Consider the following 19882-nt stretch of genomic DNA (forward strand, 5'->3'; position numbering starts at 1 on the left):
GCGGCCACCCACTCCGCAGCGCTGGGCCTGCGGCGGCTTTGCCGCCTGTAGAAACGCAAAATGCAAAAATCTTGGCAAGAGACTGCTAACTTTTTGGCATCATTATGTATTCTTAGAGCGAAAAGGGCTTTATGGACCTAGAGGCGGCGCAGCCGCCGGCTTAGGGATGGAAAGGGGGGCGGCGAAGCCGCAGACCCAAGTTTTTTTTGAAGCGAAGCGAAAAAAAACTGCAGGGCCGAGCAGGCTTGCGAGCCCCGACACAGCCCGGCCCGCCCGCAGGGCGGGCAAGCCCCAAAAACAAAAAATAACATTTATGCGTCAATTTCTTATTTCTGCTTTTCTATTGGCCTTGGGCCAGGGACTTTTTGCCCAAGAAAACCTACTCAAAAATCCTTCTTTTGAAGAGGGCTGTAATTGTGATGACAGCACCGAATTAGTGTCTATGCCCTTGGATTGGCAGGCTACGGCTGGGCAGATCAATTTTTTTAATCCGGGCTGCCCCTTATTGCCCGAACGCAAAACCTATTTGCAGGCCCTAAAAATGCCTACCCCCGCCGAGGGCAAGGTCTATGCGGGCTTGGGTTTGGCCAAAGAAGGCGAATATTTGACCGGAGAACTGCAAACGCCCCTTTTGGCCAATACAGACTATTTGGTCAAAATGAGAGTTCGGCGGCCCATCCGTTTTTGTTATACCCCCATTGATGAACTGGGCTTGCGCTTTGATACCCTAGCCCCCAAAAAAGTAGAAGGATATGCCAGTTTGCCGGGGCCTTCTCTAAAGCTGCGGGCCGATAATGGGGCCATTAAGGAGCAGTATCAATGGCAGGAAATTTCGGCAATTTATAGGGCCGAAGGAGGCGAGCGCTACCTCACTTTAGGAAACTTTCTGGACAACAATGAGCTCAGTATGCGAAATTGGGCCAAGGGAGATTGCGCCTATATTTATATAGATTGGGCTTCGGTGACCCTCTTTAAGGGGCAGGTAGATTTGGCCCGCTACCAAAAGGGCCAAGAATTTAAGGCCGAAGAGCGGATTTGGCTCAAAAACATCGCCTTTGAAAAGGCCACAGAGCGCCTCAAAAGTGAAAGCTTGCCCATTTTGGATGAATTGGCCGAAAACCTAGGGCGTTTCCCGGAGCAAAAATTTGAAATTTCTGGACATACCGACAACAGCGGAGATGAGGGAAGCAATCGCCTTTTTTCTGAGGCTAGAGCCAAAAGTGTAGTTGATTATTTGGTAGCTAAGGGTATATCGGCCAAGCAGTTGCAACTAAAAGGCCGAGGCAGCAGCCAAAATATCAATGCCAATGATAGCGATAAAAAAAGGGCCAAAAACTGGAGAATTGAGATCAAGGCCTTGGCCCAATAAAAAAGGGGCTGTCTTTGCAGACAACCCCTCAAACACTTGTTGATTCACCAACCTATAAGTAGGTGGACAAAACAAAAATAGAATTTTATTCAAATAAAGAGGAGTTTTACTAAACATTTTTTGGTCCAACTGGTTATTTGGCCCAAATGGAGCTTAGGGCTGGCTGTTGCCAGCCTTTTCCATTGGCAAAAAGGGTATAGGCCAAAAGTACTTCATGATTACTGCCCAATTGTGGACCTAAATTGCTGGCGGTTTGGCTAAAAATATAGCTAATTCGGTAGCGTTGCTTAACCGTTGTGCCCAACGAAGCCATTAGGCTGCCCTCGCTGCCGTAGCCTAGGCCCAGCAAAAACCGTTGGTCATAGATATACTGCGCATTTAGCATGACCCCAAAAGGAGAATTGAGGGCATACCTAAACCAAATTTGAGGAATAATTTGGTGTTTTGGGGCTTCTCCAGCCTTTCTAAAACTGCCCGAATAAAAATCAATTTTAGTAGCGGCATGCAAATAAATATGGGCCACCCTTCTGAGGTCGGATAGCGATTGCCCATCGGAAAAGCGGAGCTTTAGGCCCAAAATCTGAGGGACCGAAAAGCCCAGCTGAAATTGCTCGGTTTGATAAAGCGCCCCTAGGGCGGCTTCGGGCAAAAACTGGCTTTCATTGTTCTGAATAATCAGCGGATCATTGGGGTCTAGGGCCGATAAATCTTGCCCCCTAAGTTGATAGTGCAAAGCCGATAAACTAAGACCCAAATTTAAGCGATGACCAAACTCGCCTTTTTGGACCTTGCCGAGCTGCAATTGGTAGGCATAAGAAAATTGTAGGGCCGTATAGGAACTAGGGCCCGTCCTGTCTTGTTGCAAGGCCAATCCCCAAGCCATATTTTTATCTTCGGCCCAATGCTGATAGGCCAAACTGGCCGTTCTGGGCGATTCGGGCATATTTAGCCATTGTTGTTTGTAGCCCAACTGTATTTGCTGAACGCCTTCTTGGCCCAAACTGGCAGGATTGAGAAAAAAGGCCTGCTGTTGATACTCCTGGCTAAGCGGAAGCTGCTGCCCAAATAAAGGGGAAGCAAAGAGCAACAGAAAAAATAGGTAAGGAGAGATTTGCAGCATAAAATTTAAAGCTTTAGTTTAGACTGATCAAAATAACTAATTATGAGCAAGAATAAAAAAGGGAAAACCCCCAAGATGCATAAAGATCTTGAGGGCTTCGAAATCCACATCAATGAGTTTGGCGAAATTAAGAGTTCTTTTTCTATTGACCGCCTGAATGACTTTCTCAACGAAAATGTTGATGACAAGAAACTCAGAGAAAAAGAAGGGGAGGAAGAAGAGGAAAAGTCAGAAGATTAAATACGTAGGCGAGCTATAGCCGATTCTACAGTGCTGGGCTCTATGATTCTCAGAAAGACTTCCATTCTCAAGGCATTTTCATACTCTTGGAGGGCCATTTCTTTTTTGCCCAAACGCTCAGCCGCAAGGCCTTTATAATAGTAGGCATTTGCAAATTGAGGGTCAAACTTTGTGGCATTGTCAAAATGGCGCAGGGCTTTATTAAAAAAGTCTTGCGCTTTTTCTGTTTGTTTGGCCAGCTGATCTCCTTGCTCCAAATACATTAGGGCCAAGTTGTAATTGAGGTGGGGGCTCATGGGCTGCCGCAAAATCCCTTGCTCATAAGCCGCCTCTGCCTCTTCATACTTAGAGCGGAAATGATAATATTGAGCCTTGAGCAAAAGCGCATCCTCATAGGTAGAATCAATCCGTAGCACATTATCAATATAACTCACCGTATAAGGCGCATCTATTTTACCCCCCAAAATGGCCAACTGCATATAGGCATCCAAATAATCGGCATCCTGTTCTACCGTAGCCTGAAAACTTTCGAGGGCCTTGAGCGTATCGCCCATATCTCGGAGCATGCTGCCTCTCAAATAAAGGGCATCGGGCTGGCTGGGCTGTATTTTTTCTAGCTTATCTAAAACAAGCATTCCCTCCTGATACTGCTTGACAATATTCTGCATTTCGGCCAATTTTAGATAAAGAGGAACCGCCTGCGGAAAGCGATCTATGGCTTTTTCTAAAACCTTAATCGCCGAGAGCGAATGCTGATTATCAAAATAGGCATCGGCCAAAACGGCATAATATTCTACCTTAGAAGAGTCTAGAGCCAAGGCTTTTTCAGCATCCAATTCAGCTTCTTTATACAATTCGGCCTCCCAAAATGCACGAGAACGATCGGCATACAGACTCGCCTCTTTTGGGCTTTTGGCAATCATTTGGCTCAGTTGGTCAATGGCCGGAATATCGTAGCTTTGTTGTGGCGATTTGTTTACATTTTCAGAACTGCAGGCGCCAAATAGCCAGCTAAGTCCAAAGAATAGAAGAAAGGAATAGATGCGCATAATATCTTTTTTTAGATTTTTTTTGTTCTTTTTTGGGGCCCGCGGCCGGCTCGGCTGCGCCTCGGTCGGCCGCCGCTATGCTGCGGGGCTCGCAGGTCTGCTCGGCCCTTCAGCCGCCTCTGGCGGCTTCGGTCTGGCCTTCGGCCACCCACTCCGCAGCGCTGGGCCAATTGCGCTAGCGCCCAAGTTTAATCATTTGGGCCAAAATTAGCACTTTTAAATTGTACGGACAATGAACTTCCTTAAAAACTCCTTTTATGAAGCTTATCCCTTTTATTTTCAGTTTTTTCATGAGCTGCTCTGCTCTTTGGGCACAACAGCTAACTAGCTCGCCCGCTTATAGTATGGGCCGAGACAAAGATTGCTTTGTTTTGGGCCAAATTGATAGCCTTTATTATGTGTATCGAGAAGGAGTAGGCAAGGAGCATGGCATTCATAGCTTTCGGATGAACCTAGAAGAGGAGTGGGAGGCTACTATTAGCTATAAGCGAAGCCAGGTTTTTTTTATGGAGAGCTTGCAGCAAAAGGACCGCTTTCAGCTCATCTATGCTATGCACTTTGATGGCAATACGGAAATCCGAATGAAGGAGATAGGTGCAGAGGGCCAAGAATTAGCTGATGAGGCCCTTTTGCTCTTTAAGTATTTTGTGCCTTATCGGGATTTGCGTTGGGAGCTCTCTCAAGATAAATCCGAATTATTGGTCTTTCATAAGGTCAATAACCGAGAAATAGAATGGGGCTGCTATAATTTAGCCGATCGGCAGCTGCGTTGGGAGTATAGCCTTAAAGATTTTGAGATAAAGAACTTTAAGCGTTTGGAGCATATTGTCATCTGTAATTCGGGACAGGCCCTCTTATTATTTGAGTTTCATAATCGCCTGCGGCGAGAGGACCACCATTTTTTGCTCTTTAGTGTTTCTGCCCAAGGCGAGCGCAAAAAACATAAAATTGATTTTGCCCAAGCCAAAACCGATGAATACCTAGTAGATTATGATGAGCTCAACCAACAGTTGCTAATTGGGGGACTTTATTATCAATCGGGCAATGAGGTAGAAGGCTTATTTTACCTGCGTTATGATATGCAAGAAGAGGCTTTGCTAAAATTCCATCCTTTTCCCGATACCTTAATCCGTAGCCTAACGGGCCAAAAGCGAAAAAACCTGCGGCGAGTAGAATACCTTCGTTTGCGAGAGCTCATTCCCCGCCGAGATGGCGGCATTTTATTGGTGGCCGAGCGCTACCGAAAGTATAATTATAACAATCATAGAACCTCTTATCAGGACCATCTCCCAGCGCAGCAAACCGATTACCTCTATGAGAATATTTTGCTGAGCTCTATTCATCCCTCTGGCCAATTGCATTGGCAGGAGGTTTTGTTTAAGCAGCAAAAATCAGAGAATGATGAGGGCCGCTACTCTTCTTTTTTCCTGATGAAAACGGCTCGTCATCTGCGGTTCATTTACAATGATGAAATTCGCTATTTGGGCCGAGTATATGAATATACGGTAGATGCAAGCGGGCAGGCCGAGCGGCAGCGACTATTTGGAGAGAAGCGTTCGGGGGTTTTGCCTGAGTTTCAGCGGGCGAAACAGGTTTCTGCAAAAACGACCCTAGCCATTAGTGAGCGAAACAATAAGTTTCGTTTGGTCCGCCTGAGCTACGATTAGGTCCAACTGCGTTTTGCAGGCGGCGAAGCCGCCGCAGGCTTAGGGATGGACAGCAGTGGCCGTCAGGCCAGACCGAAGCGCTGAAAGCGCTGAAGGGCCGAGCGAAGAGCGAGCTGCGAAACAGCCCGGCCCGCCCATTGGGCGGGCAAGCCCAAAAAAATAAATAAACAACTATTCCTCTGCCCAATTTCGAGTTCTAGAGACGGCTTTTAGCCAGCGGGCATAGCGTTTTTCTCGATCGGCAGCGGGCATATTGGGCTGAAAAGACTGAGCTTGTTTGGCCAAAAAGCCCTGGATATCGCTTTTGGTCCAGACCTTAGCGCCCAAGCCGGCCAAATAGGCGGCGCCTGCGGCGGTAGTTTCTTGTAGGCTGGGGCGCAGCAGTTCGGCATCTAGAATATCGGACTGAAACTGCATAAGAAAATCATTGGCCGAGGCGCCGCCATCTACTTTGAGTTGGACCAAAGGCAGCTGAGCATCTTGTTGCATGGCCAAAAGCAGATCTTTGCTCTGATAGGCCAGAGATTCTAGGGCCGCCCGAACGATATGGGCCTTTGTGCTGCTTCGGCTGAGGCCCAAAATGGCGCCCCGAGCGTACATATCCCAATAAGGGGCGCCCAAACCCGCAAAAGCGGGGACAAAATAAACGCCATTTGTATCCTCTACCTGCTGGGCAAAATAGCTAGAATCCTTGGCAGAATCGAGGATGCGCAGGCTATCTCGCAGCCATTGGATGGCCGCACCGGCCACAAAAACGGCCCCTTCTAGAGCATAAGTTCGCTGGCCGTCAATCTCCCAAGCCACTGTAGTGAGCAAGCCCGAATTTGAGCTTTGGGGTTGATCTCCCGTATTCATCAGCATAAAACAGCCCGTGCCGTAGGTATTTTTTACGCTACCCGCCTGCCAACAGCCTTGGCCAAAGAGGGCCGCTTGTTGGTCGCCAGCAATGCCCGTAATGGAAATTTCTGCCCCAAAAAGAGAACTATCTGTATGGCCAAAAAGGCCCGAAGAGGCCGAAATTTCGGGTAAAATATGGGCGGGAATGCCAAAAATATCCAACAATTTAGGGTCCCATTCTCCAGTATGCAAATTATAGAGTAGGGTTCGGCTAGCGTTGCTGGGGTCGGTTTTATGGACCTTTCCGTTGGTTAGTTTCCAGAGCAGCCAGCTATCGACGGTGCCAAAACAGAGCTGTTCTTTTTCGGCTAGGGCTTTGGCTTGGGGAACATGTTCTAGGATCCAGCGTATTTTGGTGGCCGAGAAATAGGCATCGGCTAGCAGGCCTGTTTGTTGGCGGAGATAATCGGCATGGCCGGCTTGTTTGAGTTCTTCGCAGTAGCTGGCGGTTCGGCGGTCTTGCCAAACGATAGCTCTATGAACGGGCCGGCCTGTTTTCTTATCCCATAAAATGGTGGTTTCTCTTTGGTTGGTAATACCAATGGCTTGAATAGCTTGGGGAGAAATTTGCATTTTTTCGATCAGGCGCTGGGCCACTTGCAATTGCGAGCGCCAAATTTCCTCGGCATCATGTTCTACCCAAGCTTCTTGGGGATAATATTGTTGAAATTCTTGTTGTTCAAGGCCGAGCAATTGGCCATTTTTATCAAAAAGCAGGGCTCTAGAGCTGCTCGTTCCTTGGTCTAAGGCGAGAATCATGATAGTGGCGTATTTTGGTCCAAAAAAAGGCCTAAAATATACGCAAAAAAGCCCCTAGAGCTAGCTCTAGGGGCTTTTTTTTAAAAATCGGCTATCAGGGTTTTTCGGCTTTTGAGGGATATACTTGATTTCTTCTGGTAATACTTGAGATCTACTTGATCTTGATTATCTAGATGAAACCCTTGAATGCTATTGCCTAGTTTATTGAAAATCAGGCGTTTTTTGGTTTTTAAACTTCTTTTGCCAATACAAAGGCCATCAAATTGTTTGAGCTTTTGGTTATTTTCTTTTGGGCCTTTCCAGATCCAGAAGGTTTCTCCTTTTTTATCTGTATGTTGAATCAGTTGAATTTCTTCTCCATCTTTGGCGGCATAAATGCCTTCAAATTGGGCCGAAAAATTCTGGCAATGGTCGTTCAGGTCCGTACTTTCGCCATCTAGGCTTCGGGCTAGGCGGTTAAAGACATATCGCCAATGGAAGCTTTCTTTTTTTCCTTGTCGGATGACGACTAAATTTCTGTCGGGATTGACATAAATAAATTGGCCCAAATAGCCAGAGGCAAAAAAGTCGCGATCCTGAAAAATGCCCTTTTCGAGGTCTCCATTTCGCCAAAAGCAGTTGCGGTAGCCCCAGTAGGCGCGGCCATCTTCTTGGCGGTTAATAATTTGTTCAATAAAATCTTTGGGGACCAATTGTTGGCCCTGCCAATTGCCCTTGTGCAGCAGTAGTTGGCCGAGGCGGAGCAAATCTCTAGAGCAAAGTGCAAAGCCGCCAAAAGCCCTTTGGTTACCGGCTTCTCGGCTATCTACGGTAAGTAGGGCGGGGCATTCCATGCCCATGGGCTGCCAAAGTTTGTCTGATAGATAATCGCCCACGCTTTGGCCGGTGGCGGTCTCCAAACAGCTCGATAAAATCTGGGTGGCTAGTGATTTATAGGCAAAATGCGTCCCTGGCCGATGCTCTACGGCATCAAAATTCCGAATATATTTATCTTGGTCATTATTATAATAGAGGACCGACAGTTTGCCAAAATCTCGTTCATCCTTAAAATCAATACCCGAAACCATATTGAGCAAATGAAAAATCTTAATGCCTCGGCGTTCAGGATCCGAAAATTCGGGAATAAAGTCAGAAACGGGCTGTTCGGCTGAGATCTTTCCTTCGCCAATGGCAATGCCGACCAATAGGGCCGTAATGGCTTTAGAGATAGAGAAAACGACCTGCGGCTCATATCTTTCATGTCCATTGGCATAGTCTTCAAAGAGCAAACTATCATTGCGAAGGACCAAAAAGGCCGTACTATGGCTTTTTTCCATAAACTGCGCCCAATTTTCCTCGCCTTTGTGGTAATCCTTGGGCAGCCAATGGGCCAAAGGGGGCAAAATATTGGGGTTTTGCGCCTCTACAAAGGAGGCAGAAGGAGAAGCCGCCGCAAAAATAGTATCTTTGGGAAACAGCTTGTAGTCGGAAACGGCGGGCATCATATGCAGCCCAATTCGGCTAAAGGTACAGGCCGATAAGAGGATGAAAATAAAGCTAAAGCTGAATAAAAGGGTAGTAGTTTTTTGCATAGTTAAGGGCCTTTTGGCCATATTTTTTTTGATGAAGAATTAAGTAATTTGGGGCCTCCGCTGCGGCTTCGCCTTGCGGCGCTACGTTTCGGGGCTCGCTGTTCGCTCGGCCCTGCGCTTCGGTGCTACGCACCTTCGGTTACTCCCTTTGGTCGTTGAACTGCGCCCTAAAGGGCTTGTTCTGGTCTGGCCTTCGGCCCCCCCTGCACATCGCTAGGCCAGTCGCTTCGCTCCTCTGGACCACAAAAACCAAGCTTGAACGCTCGTTTAATAAAAACTTTTTACTAAAAAATTGCTTAGTCTATTTTATGCTTTCAATACTGATCCCCAATTACAATTATGAGGTAGGTCCATTATTGCAGGAGCTTTTGCGGCAGATGCAGGCGGAGAACATCGCCTTAGAGTTAATTTGTATGGATGATGGCTCTGCGGAGCCTTATCGGCAGCAGTTAAGGGAGTTGCCGGAGCATCCTTTTTTGCAGAAGGTTTTCCTAGAAAAAAATATTGGGCGGGCGGCCATTCGCAATCGTTTGGCCCAACTGGCTAGCCAGCCTTATTTATTGTATTTGGATGCCGACAGTTGGCCGACTTCGCCCAGGTTTTTGGTCCAATACCTCGATAATTTGGGGCCTTGGGTGTTGGTTGGGGGGAGAGAATACGCCCCAGCTTGTCCCGCGGCTAAATTTAGTTTGCACTGGAGCTATGGCCGAAGTCGAGAAGTTCGGTCTTTGGCTGCACGCCAAGCGCAGCCTTATGCCTCATTTATGAGCAATAATTTTGCTTTGCCTCGGGCTTGGGCTTTGGCCCAACCCTTTGAGGAGCAGCTCAAGCAGTATGGGCATGAAGATAGCCTTTGGGGTTGGCAATTGGCCCAAGAAAAAAAAGAGATTCGACAAATAGATAATGCCGTTATTCATTTGGGCCTAGATGAAAATTCGGCTTTTTTGGCCAAATCTAAGCAGGCCGTAGAAAACCTGCATTTTTTGTCTACTACAGCCGCTTTTCCTATGTTAGACGATATCAAGCTTTGGCGGGTTTGGAAGAAGGTCCAGTTTTTTGCCCCTTTATTGGCTCATCTACACCGAATTATGCACAAAAGTTGGGAGAAGCAGTTGTTTGCGCCTCAGCCCTCATTAAAACTATTTGATTTTTATCGGCTCTCTTATTTGGCTTTGTATAGGTTTAATATAAAAAAGCGTAAGAAAAAAGTTGTATAATGGAGCATTAAATGATAAAAGAGATAATAAACCTCTCTAAAGAAAATCCAGCTTAAAGTTAAGGAACTTTCTGTTTAAGCATTGGGGTAGGCATTTAACTATGAAATATACTATTATATTTATACTGTTTTTTTATCTGTCCAGTTGCAATTCAAATGTTCAGATGGAGAAAAGAGAACCACAACATTTAGATGTTCATTTAGAGCGCATCTTAAATGGATTAGGAGTGGAGATTAGAACAGAGAAGTCAAGTCTTGTATTTATAGAAGAAGGAGCATTTGGCGGTAAAATCTTTGGTGATGTTTGTGAAATTAAATCAGGGCAGCCCTGCTCTTGTTTTTACTGGACTTCTGTAACAAGAAAGGAAGAGAATACAGCTTTTGTAGAAATAGTGAATGAAATGACAGCAGACACATTCCCTCTTTATGTAGATTCTAGTTTTACCATCAAATTGGAATCGATAGAACGGGATAATTTTTTTCAGTTAGCTACTGCATTAAAGAGAGCATATTCTAAAAAGAAAGTAGGCTGCAACAATAAATTTATACCTTCTACTAGATCAACTGTTATTTTTACAAATAGTGAAGGTGAAATATTTATAGAAAATGGTACGAATAGGCATCAGAACGAAGAATGTATAAATCCAGTTCTTATTGACCTTTTTACGAAATTAGATAAGTTAATTAAGCGAAAAGCTGCTGCTTCAAACTAGTTTTGGGCTGGTAGTTTGCGTATTAGTTATAATAGGCCTCCCGCCTTCGGCGGGCGCTACGTTTCGGGGCTCGCTGCTCGCTCGGCCCTGCGCGGGCTGCACCCGCTGGGTCTGGCCTTCGGCCACCCCTGCACATCGCTAGGCCAAATGGAAGTCCTGCGCTTCGGCCATCCTTTGATAAAAATTTGAGGCTAGTCCAGGCATTTTTTAAAGGCATAGCTGTAGCTATGGCTGAGAAAAATAACGCAGAATAGCAGGAAATTAAAGCAAAGGATAGAAGTGGCAGGGCTTTCATTTGGCCTTTGCCGTTTGGCCTTCGGCCAAGGCGGCTTTGCCGCTATCTGCAGCCTAAAGGCCGCAGCCATTTTTGTTGGGCCTTGGTCTTTCTCGCCGCAGCGGCTTAAAAGCCCCTGCTTTGTTTGTGGGAAGGATATATTTGGTTTTCAGGTCCTGCGGCTTTTAAGCTGCAGGCCAATTGTTGCTGAGGAGCGGGCTCTGCTGTTCCTAAAATGGCTGCTGGTTTCAACCTGCAGCCACAGCTAGCAGGCGGCGAAGCCGCCGCAAAGGAGCGAAGCGACTTGGCCTAGGGATGGAAACTGGTGCGGCGCAGCCGCAGACCCAGGGGCTGAAGCGAAGCGAAAGCCCCGCAGGGCCGAGCAGACCTGCGAGCCAGTGCACAGCCCGGCCGCCGCAGGCGGCAGGCCCCAAAAAAAACCCCTCCGAAGAGGGGGCATTCAAATGAAAAAGGCCAACTTAGTAGCTATATTCTACCTCTAGCTGAAAGCGGCTGCCATCTGTACCTTCTATGTTGATGGTACTCGGTGGATTGGCGACCTTATAACTAGAAATATCGATAAGATCAACAGGGGTATCCATCAACTCATCTTCGCCAAAATCATCATAATCAAAGAGGCCAATAGCAAAATCTAGAGAGCCATTGAGGTCTATCCGAAGTGGGTTGTTGAGGGTGAGCGTAATTCCACCACCAGGAGCGACATCTTCCACATAATCGTTAGCGCCATTATAAATAACAGTGCCGATGTTGCCATTGCCATCCGTATAAGCGAGAAGAAAATACATATCGGCATCACTAAAGTTAGTGTCCCAATCGCGGTTTTCATAGTAGTTGTAGCTTGGCGTATTGCTAACCGATACTTTGTTGATGAGCATAGCCGTGGGGATGGGGTCTTCTACCTCTTCATTTTCTTTGCTACAAGATTGTAGGCCGATAGCAGCGAATAGAAGTCCGAGGAACAAAAAAGTCTGTATTTTTTTCATGATAAAAAGCTTGTGCGCCTAGACGCGGGTTAAATAATTGGACCCAAATAAAGGCAGAAGCGAAGGTTTGTTGGCTAAAGAAAGAGGGGAAAAGGGCAGAACTGTTAAATTTTTCTAAAGCGGTAATTTTTTACCTCAAAGGGAGCTCGCTCGATCTGCTTGGCAGAATTGCAGAAAAACCTTATGTTTGTGTTACCTAAATACAAGCATCATGCACAAGAAAAAAGTCCTTTATCTGGCCTTGTCTAATCGGCAAGCCCTAGCTGATTTATTTCCAATTTTGCAAGCTTTTGCCCAGAAAGGGGTGGCTAGTTTGGCCCGTCCGAGAGGGCGGCTGCTGTTTCAGTTGGACCAATGGAAGAAGCGTTCTACCTTTGTTTTTGACCAACTACATATTTTTTATGCGGCCTTGCCCGCTGGCCAAGAAGAAGGTAGTCAAAAGGCGTTAAGCCGCTTGTTGGACCTAAAACCAACTACAGATATAGCGGAAATTATTAGCCATTACGATGGCCTAAATGAATTGAAAAAAGCCAGCCTAGCCGAGGGTTTTATGACCATTTTAGGGCAGTTGTCTGTAGAAAAGCAATGGCTATTTTGGGCTAAAAAAGAGGCTTGTTTGGGGCCTTATCATAAGGGGCGTTTGTTTTTTCACCCCCTAAATAGTGAGCTTTCCTCTGCCTGTTTGCTGGGCCTAGAAAAACAAATTGAAGCAAATCAATCTAGTGATATTTTCTGTTGGGATAATCCCGCTTTTGGTCCCTGGTACCTTTGCTGCCAATTGCTGATTGAACAAGAGCTGTTGTCGAGCGCCAACTATTTGTTCCAAGCCCTAGAAGGGGGAAAAGGACAGTTGGTTTTGGGGCGGATGCAGGATAAATTGCTGCCCAAACTCAGAGAGCAGCTGTTGCCCAAATTGCCTAGAGCTGTGGAGCTAGATCTTGTTCAGTCTGAATTACAAACCTATTTAAAACAAGGATTTTCTATTCTGCTTCTAGGGGAGCGAGGGAGTGGTAAAAACCACCAACTAGAGCAATTACAGACCATTTTGGGGGCTATTCCTCGCATACATGCCTTGGCGATCAATGAGGAGGACAGTATGATTCCTAAATTGTTTGGTCAAGAGGGCCAAATTGGCCTATTTGAAGAGGCAGATGGGGGTGCCCTGATTATTGAGGAGCTGCAACACCTAAGCATTAAGGCCCAATTGTGCCTGATGCAGGCCATTTCTACTGATCGGAACAATTATTTTAAAGGAAATGGCGGACTCAAACGCTATCAGTTTCGACTGATTTTTACCACTAGTCTCGATCTAAAAGAACTGAAATCAGCCCTTTTGCCCTCTTTCTTTGACCGAATTGCGCAACTTCGAGTTAGTCTACCCGCCTTGAGAAATCAACCACAGAAAATTATTACCGCCTGGCAATCGGTCTGGAAAAAAATGCGCTTTGCTATGCCTTGCCCCGATGCAGCAGAATTTCTCCTTTGGCTGCAACAACAAGAGCTAAAGGGAAATTACCGAGACCTAGAACAGATCGCCATTGCGTATAAGGCCTTCTTCGATTTTCCCAAAGAGCTGCAAAAACGAAAAGGGCCAGAGGTCCTCGATTGGCTCAAAAAAGAGTTTGACCAGCCGCTAACTGCCGCTGCTAGCCTCCCACAACAGGCCATTCTAAATTATTTACTTCCGCCAGAGGCCTTTTTGAAAACTGAGAGCAATTTAGGCAATAAACTGCTCAATCGTTTTCGCCGACTTCTATTAGAATGGGCCAAAGAGGTAGAATCTCCCCGTGATTTTCTGGGAATCAGCTCAAAAACAGTCCATAACTGGAAAAATACAGCCGATAAAAAGCCGCCTAGTTTTTAAGAAAAGCCTCCCAATAGTCAGTTAAGGGCAGCAGCTGGTTCCACTCTTGCCAAATGGCATCTTTGGGCAAGGCCCGCAGCTGCTGCGCATATAGCGCTAAAAGGTCCAGTTGCCCCTCCTCACTCAAATCGCCCAACTGAAGCAGTAGCTTGAGGTTCTTTTCATAGAAAGGATAACGATTGGCCTGCCGACCCAAACCCTTAAGGTCTTGCTCCACTTCTGCCAATTGCCCCCTGAGCTTGCCCGCCCGAAAATTTTCCCAATAGACAATTAAGTCAATGGTTTTGGCCCGCAAATTAGGGAGTTCTAGGCCCTGAAGTAGCTGCATGCAGTGCTGCAGTTCTCCAAAATGCCCCCCCCCGTATAAGGGCGATAGCACCAAGGGCAATAGCTGCCCCAAAATAGCCTGCTGCTCCAAACCATAACGCTTGATTAAGGGCAAACTCTTTTCCGTTAAGAATTTGGCCATCTGAGCCCCCTCTAACCGATCTTGCCAATATAGGATAAATAATAAATGTAGATGCAATAACCTAGGATACAGGAATTTATGTTTCTTGCAATGAGCCTCTGCTTTCTCAAACTCAACCCAAAGCGCCCCCTCTTCCTGCAAACCCAAAGAAAAACTAAAGTGATTCATCAACAGTTTTAGATAGGCCGCCGCCTGCGCCTGCACGAGCTTGGGCCGCTCTTCCATACTGTCCAAAGCCGCCTGACTATGCGCCAAAGCTTCCTCATCTCGCCCCTTGGCCTTGGCCAAAAGCGCCTGAGATTGCCACCAACTTCGCATGGCTTTGCTGCTCGCCGGCTGATAGTCTTTATCCAAAATTTGCTCTTCTACTAAGCGCTGCATTTTTCTGGCCCGACTCTTACTCTCCAAAGGACTAGATGGCGCATTCATCATCCGACTCAATTCCTCATTAACCAAAGCATACTGACTATAATTGTGCAAAAGAGCTGCCGTTTCCTGTAAAGCCAAAAAAGGCGGTTTCACTTTTCTGTGGGCCTGCCCCAAACGCGCCTGCAAAGACCGACACTCTAGCAAAAGCTCGTATTCCTCAAATTCCTCGGCCAAATTACTGGCTTTGTCCAACTGACTAATCGCCAAATCATATAGCTGCTTCTGAATCAGAATTTCAGCGTTATCTAACAATACCCGAACCTTAGAACGCCCCGTTTTTTCCTCATGATAGGCCCGCAAACTCTTGAGCAATAACTGCTGCAATCGGTTTTTATGCACCTTCAGGTTTTTGGCAAAAGAAGCATCCCGCAAACGCCGCTTGATCTGCTCCTCATCATATTCTTCCTGCTCGTTAATGAGATCAAAAAGATGAGAGGTGTGGCTATCTCGGCTGTCTTTCTTAAAATATCGCTTTTCTGCCGAGCTCATCGCCTGAATCATTCGGAATAAATCGCTACTGGGTGTTTTCATATTAGTAGTATCTGCTAAATGTTGTTGTTTTGGGGCTGCCCCGCCCTACGGGCGGGTCGGGCTGTGTCGGGGCTCGCAGGTCTGCTCGGCCCTGCGCTTTTTCGCTACGCTCAAAAGCTGGGTCTGCGGCTGCGCCGCCCCCCTTTCCATCCCTCAGCCTGCGGCCCTTCGGGCCTGTAGACCGCAAAAATAGGCTCCAAAAGGCCCAAAATTACAAAAATTTAAAAAAGACTTGAATTTGGGCCCCGCTTTTCCCTTTGAATTTGCAACTTTGGACCAAAATAAATCGCCAAGCATGACAGATCTATACCCTTTTTTGGGCAAAAGCCCTAACCGACCCTTCTTTGAGCTACTACTCAAGTACCAAAATCCCCAAGCTGCCAAATGGGCCTGGACGCAAATTAACCAAAATGATAACTGGCCCGGCGGCTGGATGTTGCGCCTCTGGCTTTGGCAGGGCGGATATAAAACAGAGGAGGAAGTGGGTAGTTTAGACCTAAATAGCCAAACTGATTTTTGGATGGATTTAATTGAGGCTTGCCGCCTCCTAGACCTCTGGCAATCAGAACTCAAGCAAACTAAAGCCGCCCAAGATTTAGCTTACCGCCTTTTGCCCCTGCTCAATTTCGCCGCCAATTTTTTGGCCCAAAATAAGGAAAACAAAAAATTAGAGGAAGTTGCAGAACTCAGAGATTGGCTCCTCTATATGGCCTGCTACTTTGAGGACCGAAAGGATAAGGAGGGAGAACTGAGCATGCGCTATGCCCGCCTTTTACTCAGTCAGCACTTTTTTAGTACAGCCCCCCAACTTATTGGACCAGATATGATTGGCGTAGCCAAAAACCTCGAAGAATTTGGCCTAAACAATAAAGCCCTCGCTTTTTTTCAGGCCGTGATTAGCGACTTTGAGCCCTTATATGCCATTTTAGCCAATTTGCCAAAACGCAGCCTAGAAGAAAAACTACAACTTTGGGCCCTTAAGGAGGCCTTTTTGGGCCAAAATCGCCTGGCCCAAACCAATTTACCCAACTATTTTGAGCAGTTTGAAGCCCTGCTCCGAGATTAAAAACAAAAAGGGCTGCTCCCTAAAGGAGCAGCCCTTTTTGTTGCAGCACCAACTTATCGAGCAGCGCCACCATACATTTTTTCATAGCGCTCTCGGCTATAGCCTTTTTCTAGGCGAGTTTTGGGGCTAAGAAAACGCAAATAAAAACGCTTGGCCAAACTGGCAAACTCTAAGGCCTCTTTTTTACCCTCTTTGGTGAAATTTAGCTTGGCTTTATGCATCGCAAACCACATCTCTAACATCATAAAAGCCTTAGACTCTTCTTTTACGTATTTGTTGTTCTTAATTCCATTGCGCCAAGTTCCATGACGCTCAAACAAGAAGGTTCGCATCCCCTTAGGCGAATGGTCCGTTGGCTTGGGCGTAAAGGCAAAACTACATTTAGCCTCAAAAAGGGCAAAGGCTTTTTCACAGGCAGCCCTTGCCTGATATTGGATATCATTAGCCTCCTTTGCCAAATCATAAATATCTTCACCCGCCTTAATCCGAGCTCTCAAGCCAAAGGCGAGCTCTTTAAAAGCAGCTGCCTCTGCTTCCGTCATGACGTATTCGTCATCTGTCATGGGGTTTTCCTCCATCATGTTCATTGTTGTTTCAGTAGATAAATGATTTTCTGCTGCTTGGGGCATACTGCTAAAAGCAAGCAAGGGGAAACTACAAAAAACGATTAGCTTTTTCATATCTATAGTTTATCTTGTGAGAAATTTTAAATCGAGCTCATCAATATTTAGACCATAAGTAATATATAAGGATATGCAATATTTTTACCTTTTAGTTTTATTATTTTGCCTTGGCGCCTGTCAGCTAGAGTTGCAAGAAGGCACTGGCCAAGACTTAGAACAGCAAGAGCAGACTGCTCAGCCAGATGAGCCCGCCAAAAGAAGTATACTAAAAAAGGACTTTGATTATGAAGACCTAGAATTTAAGGGCCAAGCTTTGCGAATGACCAAACATGGCCGTTGCCGCTCTGCTTGTCGACATATTGATGCCTACGAAATTCAGGAAATTTTGGAAAAGGGCAAAATCAATTATAAAAAAACAAGACCCAACGACCAACCTTGTCCCTCTTTTGCCTATGAAGGCCTTAGCCGAGATGGCCAAAAGCTACGAGTGGTTATTGGCGCTTGTGAAACGGACCCTAGAGTAATTACGGTAATTGATTTGGGCAAAAAATGGTCTTGTAGCTGTAAGTAGGTCCCAAAAGAGGAGCGAAGCGACGACCGGCTGAGGGATGGATCGCAGTGGCCCGCAGGGCCAGACCAAGCTTTTGAGCAAAGCGAAAAAGCGATGGGCCGAGCAGACCTGCGAGCTGCAACACAGCCCGACCCGCCCGCAGGGCGGGGCAGCCCCAAAAAAGAAAAAAAACAGAAGATTGGATAGTAGTTTATTAAAATTGGAAGGCGTTTATAAGCAATATGCCGGGCATACAGCCGTAAACGACCTCAGCTTTGAGCTAAGTAGGGGCCAGATTTTTGGCCTTTTAGGGCCCAATGGAGCGGGAAAAAGCTCTTTAATTCGGATGATTTGCGCCATTACAAAGGCCGATAAAGGCCAGATTTTCTTTGATGGAAAATTGGTAGGCCCAAAAACACAGCGCAAAATTGGCTATATGCCCGAAGAGCGCGGCCTGTATAAAAAAATGCGGGTGAGCGAGCAAATTATGTATTTGGCCCGCCTCAAGGGGCTCTCTAAAAAAGAGGCCAAAAAACGAATGACCGCTTGGCTGCAACGCTTTGATATTGAAGATTGGAAAAAGAAACGGATCGAGGAATTGTCTAAGGGCATGCAGCAAAAAATCCAGTTTATTGTGACCGTGATCCACGAGCCCGAACTCTTGATTTTAGACGAACCCTTTTCGGGCCTAGACCCTCTCAATAGCCAAATTATCCGAGAAGAAATTTACCGCCTCAAAGAGGAGGGCAGCACCATTTTGTTTTCTACCCACCGCATGGAGCAAGTGGAGCAAATCTGCGAGCAAATTTTGCTCATCAATAAGGGCGAAAAATTATTTTTGGGCAAGGTGGCCGAGGTCAAAGAGCGCTTTAAGAAAAACGAGTTCTTGATCCAAACTCAAGGTCCAGCCGCTAATGATTTTGCGCATACTTTTGAGCTCTTGGACCAAGGCGAAGATTGGCTGAAAGTCCGTTTGCAAGAAACGCAAACAAGCGCAGAACTTTTTGCGGCTGTTGTAGATGCAGGCCTGCCAATACGGCGTTTTGAGGAGGTTTTGCCCAGCTTACAAGAGATTTTTATCGAAATGGTACAGGAATAAAATTATGCAAAAACTTTGGTTAATTATTAGTCGGGAATATGGCTCTAGAGTACGGAAAAGAAGCTTTATTCTGACCACAATTCTCACGCCACTAGGCTTTTTATTGCTCTTTAGTATTAGCATTTTTGCCAGTATGTCGGCTGTGAGTAAAGAAAAAACAATTTGGGTAGCAGATGAGGCCAATCTGCTCAATCAGGCCGATGGAGCACTCTCTTCTTCAGCCAATTTGAACCTGATTCCGGCCCCAAAAGTAGGCATTGATAGCCTGCAGCGCTTGTTGGCCAAGGCCGAGGATAGCCCTATTGATGCACTTTTGCATATTCCCAAAACAAGCGTGCAAAATAGAGAAAACTTAAGCAATTTACTGACGATTCAGTTGGCGCTTTATGGCCGAGAACCACTCAGCGCTAGTACCCAATCTATTTTGCGGCAGCGCCTGAGCCGCCGGCTTATTAAGGAGCGCAGAAAGCTATTGGGCATCAATTTAAAGGACCTAGAACGGGCCGAATTAAAGGGCAGCGACCTGCATTTTAATCAGCTCAATGTAGCGGGCGAAGAAGAAACAGCTGCCTCTGCACAGGTTTATTTGGCCAGCTTTTTAGGGGGCGGCATGATGATGCTCATCTATATGGTCATCCTGATTTATGGCAATATGGTTATGCGCTCGGTCATGGAGGAAAAAACCAGCCGAATTGTCGAAATTGTCATCTCTTCGGTGAAACCCTTTCAATTGATGTTGGGCAAAATTATTGGCGTGGGGGCCGTGGGCCTCACCCAATTTCTCATCTGGGGCCTCACAATTCCTACGCTGCAACTCATCCTCAGTTTGTTTGTGGCCCTACCCGCCGCCAGCAGCTCGCCTTTGCCCAGCGGCAGCGGCCTAGACGAGGACCAAATGCTGATGATTATGGACAACCTAGAAGGCTTCAGCCAATTTAATTATAGCTACTTAATGAGCTGCTTTTTGGCCTTTTTCTTACTCGGATACACCCTTTATGCCTCTATTTTTGCCGCCATCGGCGCCGCTATGGGCGACGATTGGGGAGAGGGACAATCACTCACCATTATCGTCACTATCCCCGTGGTGGCCGCTATGCTCATTGGCCTACAAGCCATCGAAAATCCCCATGGCAGCTTGGTCGAATATGCCTCTTATGTGCCCTTTTTTGCCCCCGTCATCATGCCTGCCCGCCTCGCTTTTGACCCCCCCCTCTGGCAACTAGGGCTCTCCCTCGGCATCCTTTTCCTTTCGGCCATCGCCATGATCTGGCTGTCGGGCCGCATTTATCGCATCGGCATCCTATTATATGGCAAACAACCCTCTGTCAAACAGTTTTTTTACTGGATGTTCAAGTTCTAATGGTTTTGGGGC

Annotated in this window: 17 protein-coding genes; 10 read left to right on the forward strand and 7 right to left on the reverse strand. The window is 46.5% G+C overall.

The window, feature by feature from the left end; translation table 11 throughout:
* The first annotated feature begins 313 nt into the window (after window positions 1-313).
* On the forward strand, window positions 314-1369 hold the full coding sequence (locus SAPGRDRAFT_RS17230) for an OmpA family protein (protein ID WP_002660624.1): 1056 nt from the start codon (window positions 314-316) through the stop codon (window positions 1367-1369).
* A gap of 133 nt (window positions 1370-1502) precedes the next feature.
* Here the strand turns inward: SAPGRDRAFT_RS17230 and SAPGRDRAFT_RS17235 are convergent, their stop codons facing one another.
* On the reverse strand, window positions 1503-2489 hold the full coding sequence (locus tag SAPGRDRAFT_RS17235; protein WP_002660626.1) for a PorP/SprF family type IX secretion system membrane protein: 987 nt from the start codon (window positions 2487-2489) through the stop codon (window positions 1503-1505).
* 42 nt (window positions 2490-2531) lie between these two features.
* Between SAPGRDRAFT_RS17235 and SAPGRDRAFT_RS17240 the strand changes: the two genes are divergently transcribed.
* Window positions 2532-2729: a hypothetical protein gene (locus SAPGRDRAFT_RS17240; RefSeq protein ID WP_002660628.1), complete on the forward strand. Its 198-nt coding sequence runs from the start codon at window positions 2532-2534 to the stop codon at window positions 2727-2729.
* Here SAPGRDRAFT_RS17240 and SAPGRDRAFT_RS17245 read toward each other — a convergent pair.
* Window positions 2726-3778, reverse strand: a complete 1053-nt coding sequence (locus SAPGRDRAFT_RS17245) for a tetratricopeptide repeat protein (protein ID WP_002660630.1) — start codon at window positions 3776-3778, stop codon at window positions 2726-2728. The two genes, SAPGRDRAFT_RS17240 and SAPGRDRAFT_RS17245, sit on opposite strands and share 4 nt — an antisense overlap.
* A 257-nt stretch (window positions 3779-4035) precedes the next feature.
* Here SAPGRDRAFT_RS17245 and SAPGRDRAFT_RS17255 point away from each other — a divergent pair, with 257 nt between their 5' ends.
* Entirely contained in the window at window positions 4036-5445 is a 1410-nt protein-coding gene (locus SAPGRDRAFT_RS17255; protein WP_002660632.1) for a hypothetical protein, read from the forward strand.
* 171 nt (window positions 5446-5616) lie between these two features.
* On the opposite strand, the gene glpK is transcribed toward SAPGRDRAFT_RS17255, so the two are convergent.
* Window positions 5617-7101: a glycerol kinase GlpK gene (gene glpK / locus SAPGRDRAFT_RS17260; protein ID WP_002660634.1), complete on the reverse strand. Its 1485-nt coding sequence runs from the start codon at window positions 7099-7101 to the stop codon at window positions 5617-5619.
* An 80-nt stretch (window positions 7102-7181) separates the two neighbouring features.
* Entirely contained in the window at window positions 7182-8672 is a 1491-nt protein-coding gene (locus SAPGRDRAFT_RS17265; protein ID WP_002660635.1) for a serine hydrolase domain-containing protein, read from the reverse strand.
* A 308-nt stretch (window positions 8673-8980) separates the two neighbouring features.
* Between SAPGRDRAFT_RS17265 and SAPGRDRAFT_RS17270 the strand changes: the two genes are divergently transcribed.
* Window positions 8981-9889: a glycosyltransferase family 2 protein gene (locus SAPGRDRAFT_RS17270; protein ID WP_002660637.1), complete on the forward strand. Its 909-nt coding sequence runs from the start codon at window positions 8981-8983 to the stop codon at window positions 9887-9889.
* A 163-nt stretch (window positions 9890-10052) separates the two neighbouring features.
* Complete coding sequence (locus SAPGRDRAFT_RS17275; RefSeq protein WP_002660638.1) at window positions 10053-10601, forward strand: hypothetical protein; 549 nt, start codon at window positions 10053-10055, stop codon at window positions 10599-10601.
* 753 nt (window positions 10602-11354) lie between these two features.
* Here the strand turns inward: SAPGRDRAFT_RS17275 and SAPGRDRAFT_RS17280 are convergent.
* Window positions 11355-11879: a hypothetical protein gene (locus SAPGRDRAFT_RS17280; RefSeq protein WP_253271360.1), complete on the reverse strand. Its 525-nt coding sequence runs from the start codon at window positions 11877-11879 to the stop codon at window positions 11355-11357.
* 211 nt (window positions 11880-12090) lie between these two features.
* Here SAPGRDRAFT_RS17280 and SAPGRDRAFT_RS17285 point away from each other — a divergent pair, with 211 nt between their 5' ends.
* Window positions 12091-13743 carry a sigma 54-interacting transcriptional regulator gene (locus SAPGRDRAFT_RS17285; RefSeq protein WP_002660642.1) on the forward strand — a complete coding sequence of 551 codons (1653 nt, stop codon included), beginning with the start codon at window positions 12091-12093 and terminating at the stop codon, window positions 13741-13743.
* Here SAPGRDRAFT_RS17285 and SAPGRDRAFT_RS17290 read toward each other — a convergent pair.
* Window positions 13733-15172, reverse strand: coding sequence for a hypothetical protein (locus tag SAPGRDRAFT_RS17290; protein WP_002660644.1), 1440 nt, complete (start codon window positions 15170-15172; stop codon window positions 13733-13735). The two genes, SAPGRDRAFT_RS17285 and SAPGRDRAFT_RS17290, sit on opposite strands and share 11 nt — an antisense overlap.
* Window positions 15173-15467: 295 nt before the next feature.
* Here SAPGRDRAFT_RS17290 and SAPGRDRAFT_RS17300 point away from each other — a divergent pair, with 295 nt between their 5' ends.
* Window positions 15468-16238 carry a hypothetical protein gene (locus tag SAPGRDRAFT_RS17300; protein WP_051018638.1) on the forward strand — a complete coding sequence of 257 codons (771 nt, stop codon included), beginning with the start codon at window positions 15468-15470 and terminating at the stop codon, window positions 16236-16238.
* A gap of 53 nt (window positions 16239-16291) precedes the next feature.
* On the opposite strand, the gene SAPGRDRAFT_RS17305 is transcribed toward SAPGRDRAFT_RS17300, so the two are convergent.
* Window positions 16292-16918, reverse strand: a complete 627-nt coding sequence (locus tag SAPGRDRAFT_RS17305; RefSeq protein ID WP_002660646.1) for a hypothetical protein — start codon at window positions 16916-16918, stop codon at window positions 16292-16294.
* 73 nt (window positions 16919-16991) lie between these two features.
* Here SAPGRDRAFT_RS17305 and SAPGRDRAFT_RS17310 point away from each other — a divergent pair, with 73 nt between their 5' ends.
* The 3 genes from SAPGRDRAFT_RS17310 (at window position 16992) to SAPGRDRAFT_RS17320 (ending at window position 19870) form a co-directional block, all read left to right on the forward strand.
* The gene (locus SAPGRDRAFT_RS17310) at window positions 16992-17432 is read left to right on the forward strand and encodes a DUF4258 domain-containing protein (RefSeq protein ID WP_002660647.1); all 441 of its coding nucleotides are present in this window, start codon (window positions 16992-16994) and stop codon (window positions 17430-17432) included.
* A 178-nt stretch (window positions 17433-17610) separates the two neighbouring features.
* A complete protein-coding gene (locus SAPGRDRAFT_RS17315) occupies window positions 17611-18510 on the forward strand; it encodes an ABC transporter ATP-binding protein (RefSeq protein ID WP_002660649.1) in 900 nt (299 codons plus the stop codon).
* Between the two features lie 4 nt (window positions 18511-18514).
* Window positions 18515-19870, forward strand: a complete 1356-nt coding sequence (locus tag SAPGRDRAFT_RS17320; protein WP_002660651.1) for an ABC transporter permease — start codon at window positions 18515-18517, stop codon at window positions 19868-19870.
* Window positions 19871-19882: the final 12 nt, after the last annotated feature.

Origin of the sequence: Saprospira grandis DSM 2844 (genome assembly GCF_000275825.1) — a bacterium.
GTDB classification, from domain to species: Bacteria; Bacteroidota; Bacteroidia; order Chitinophagales; family Saprospiraceae; genus Saprospira; species Saprospira grandis_A.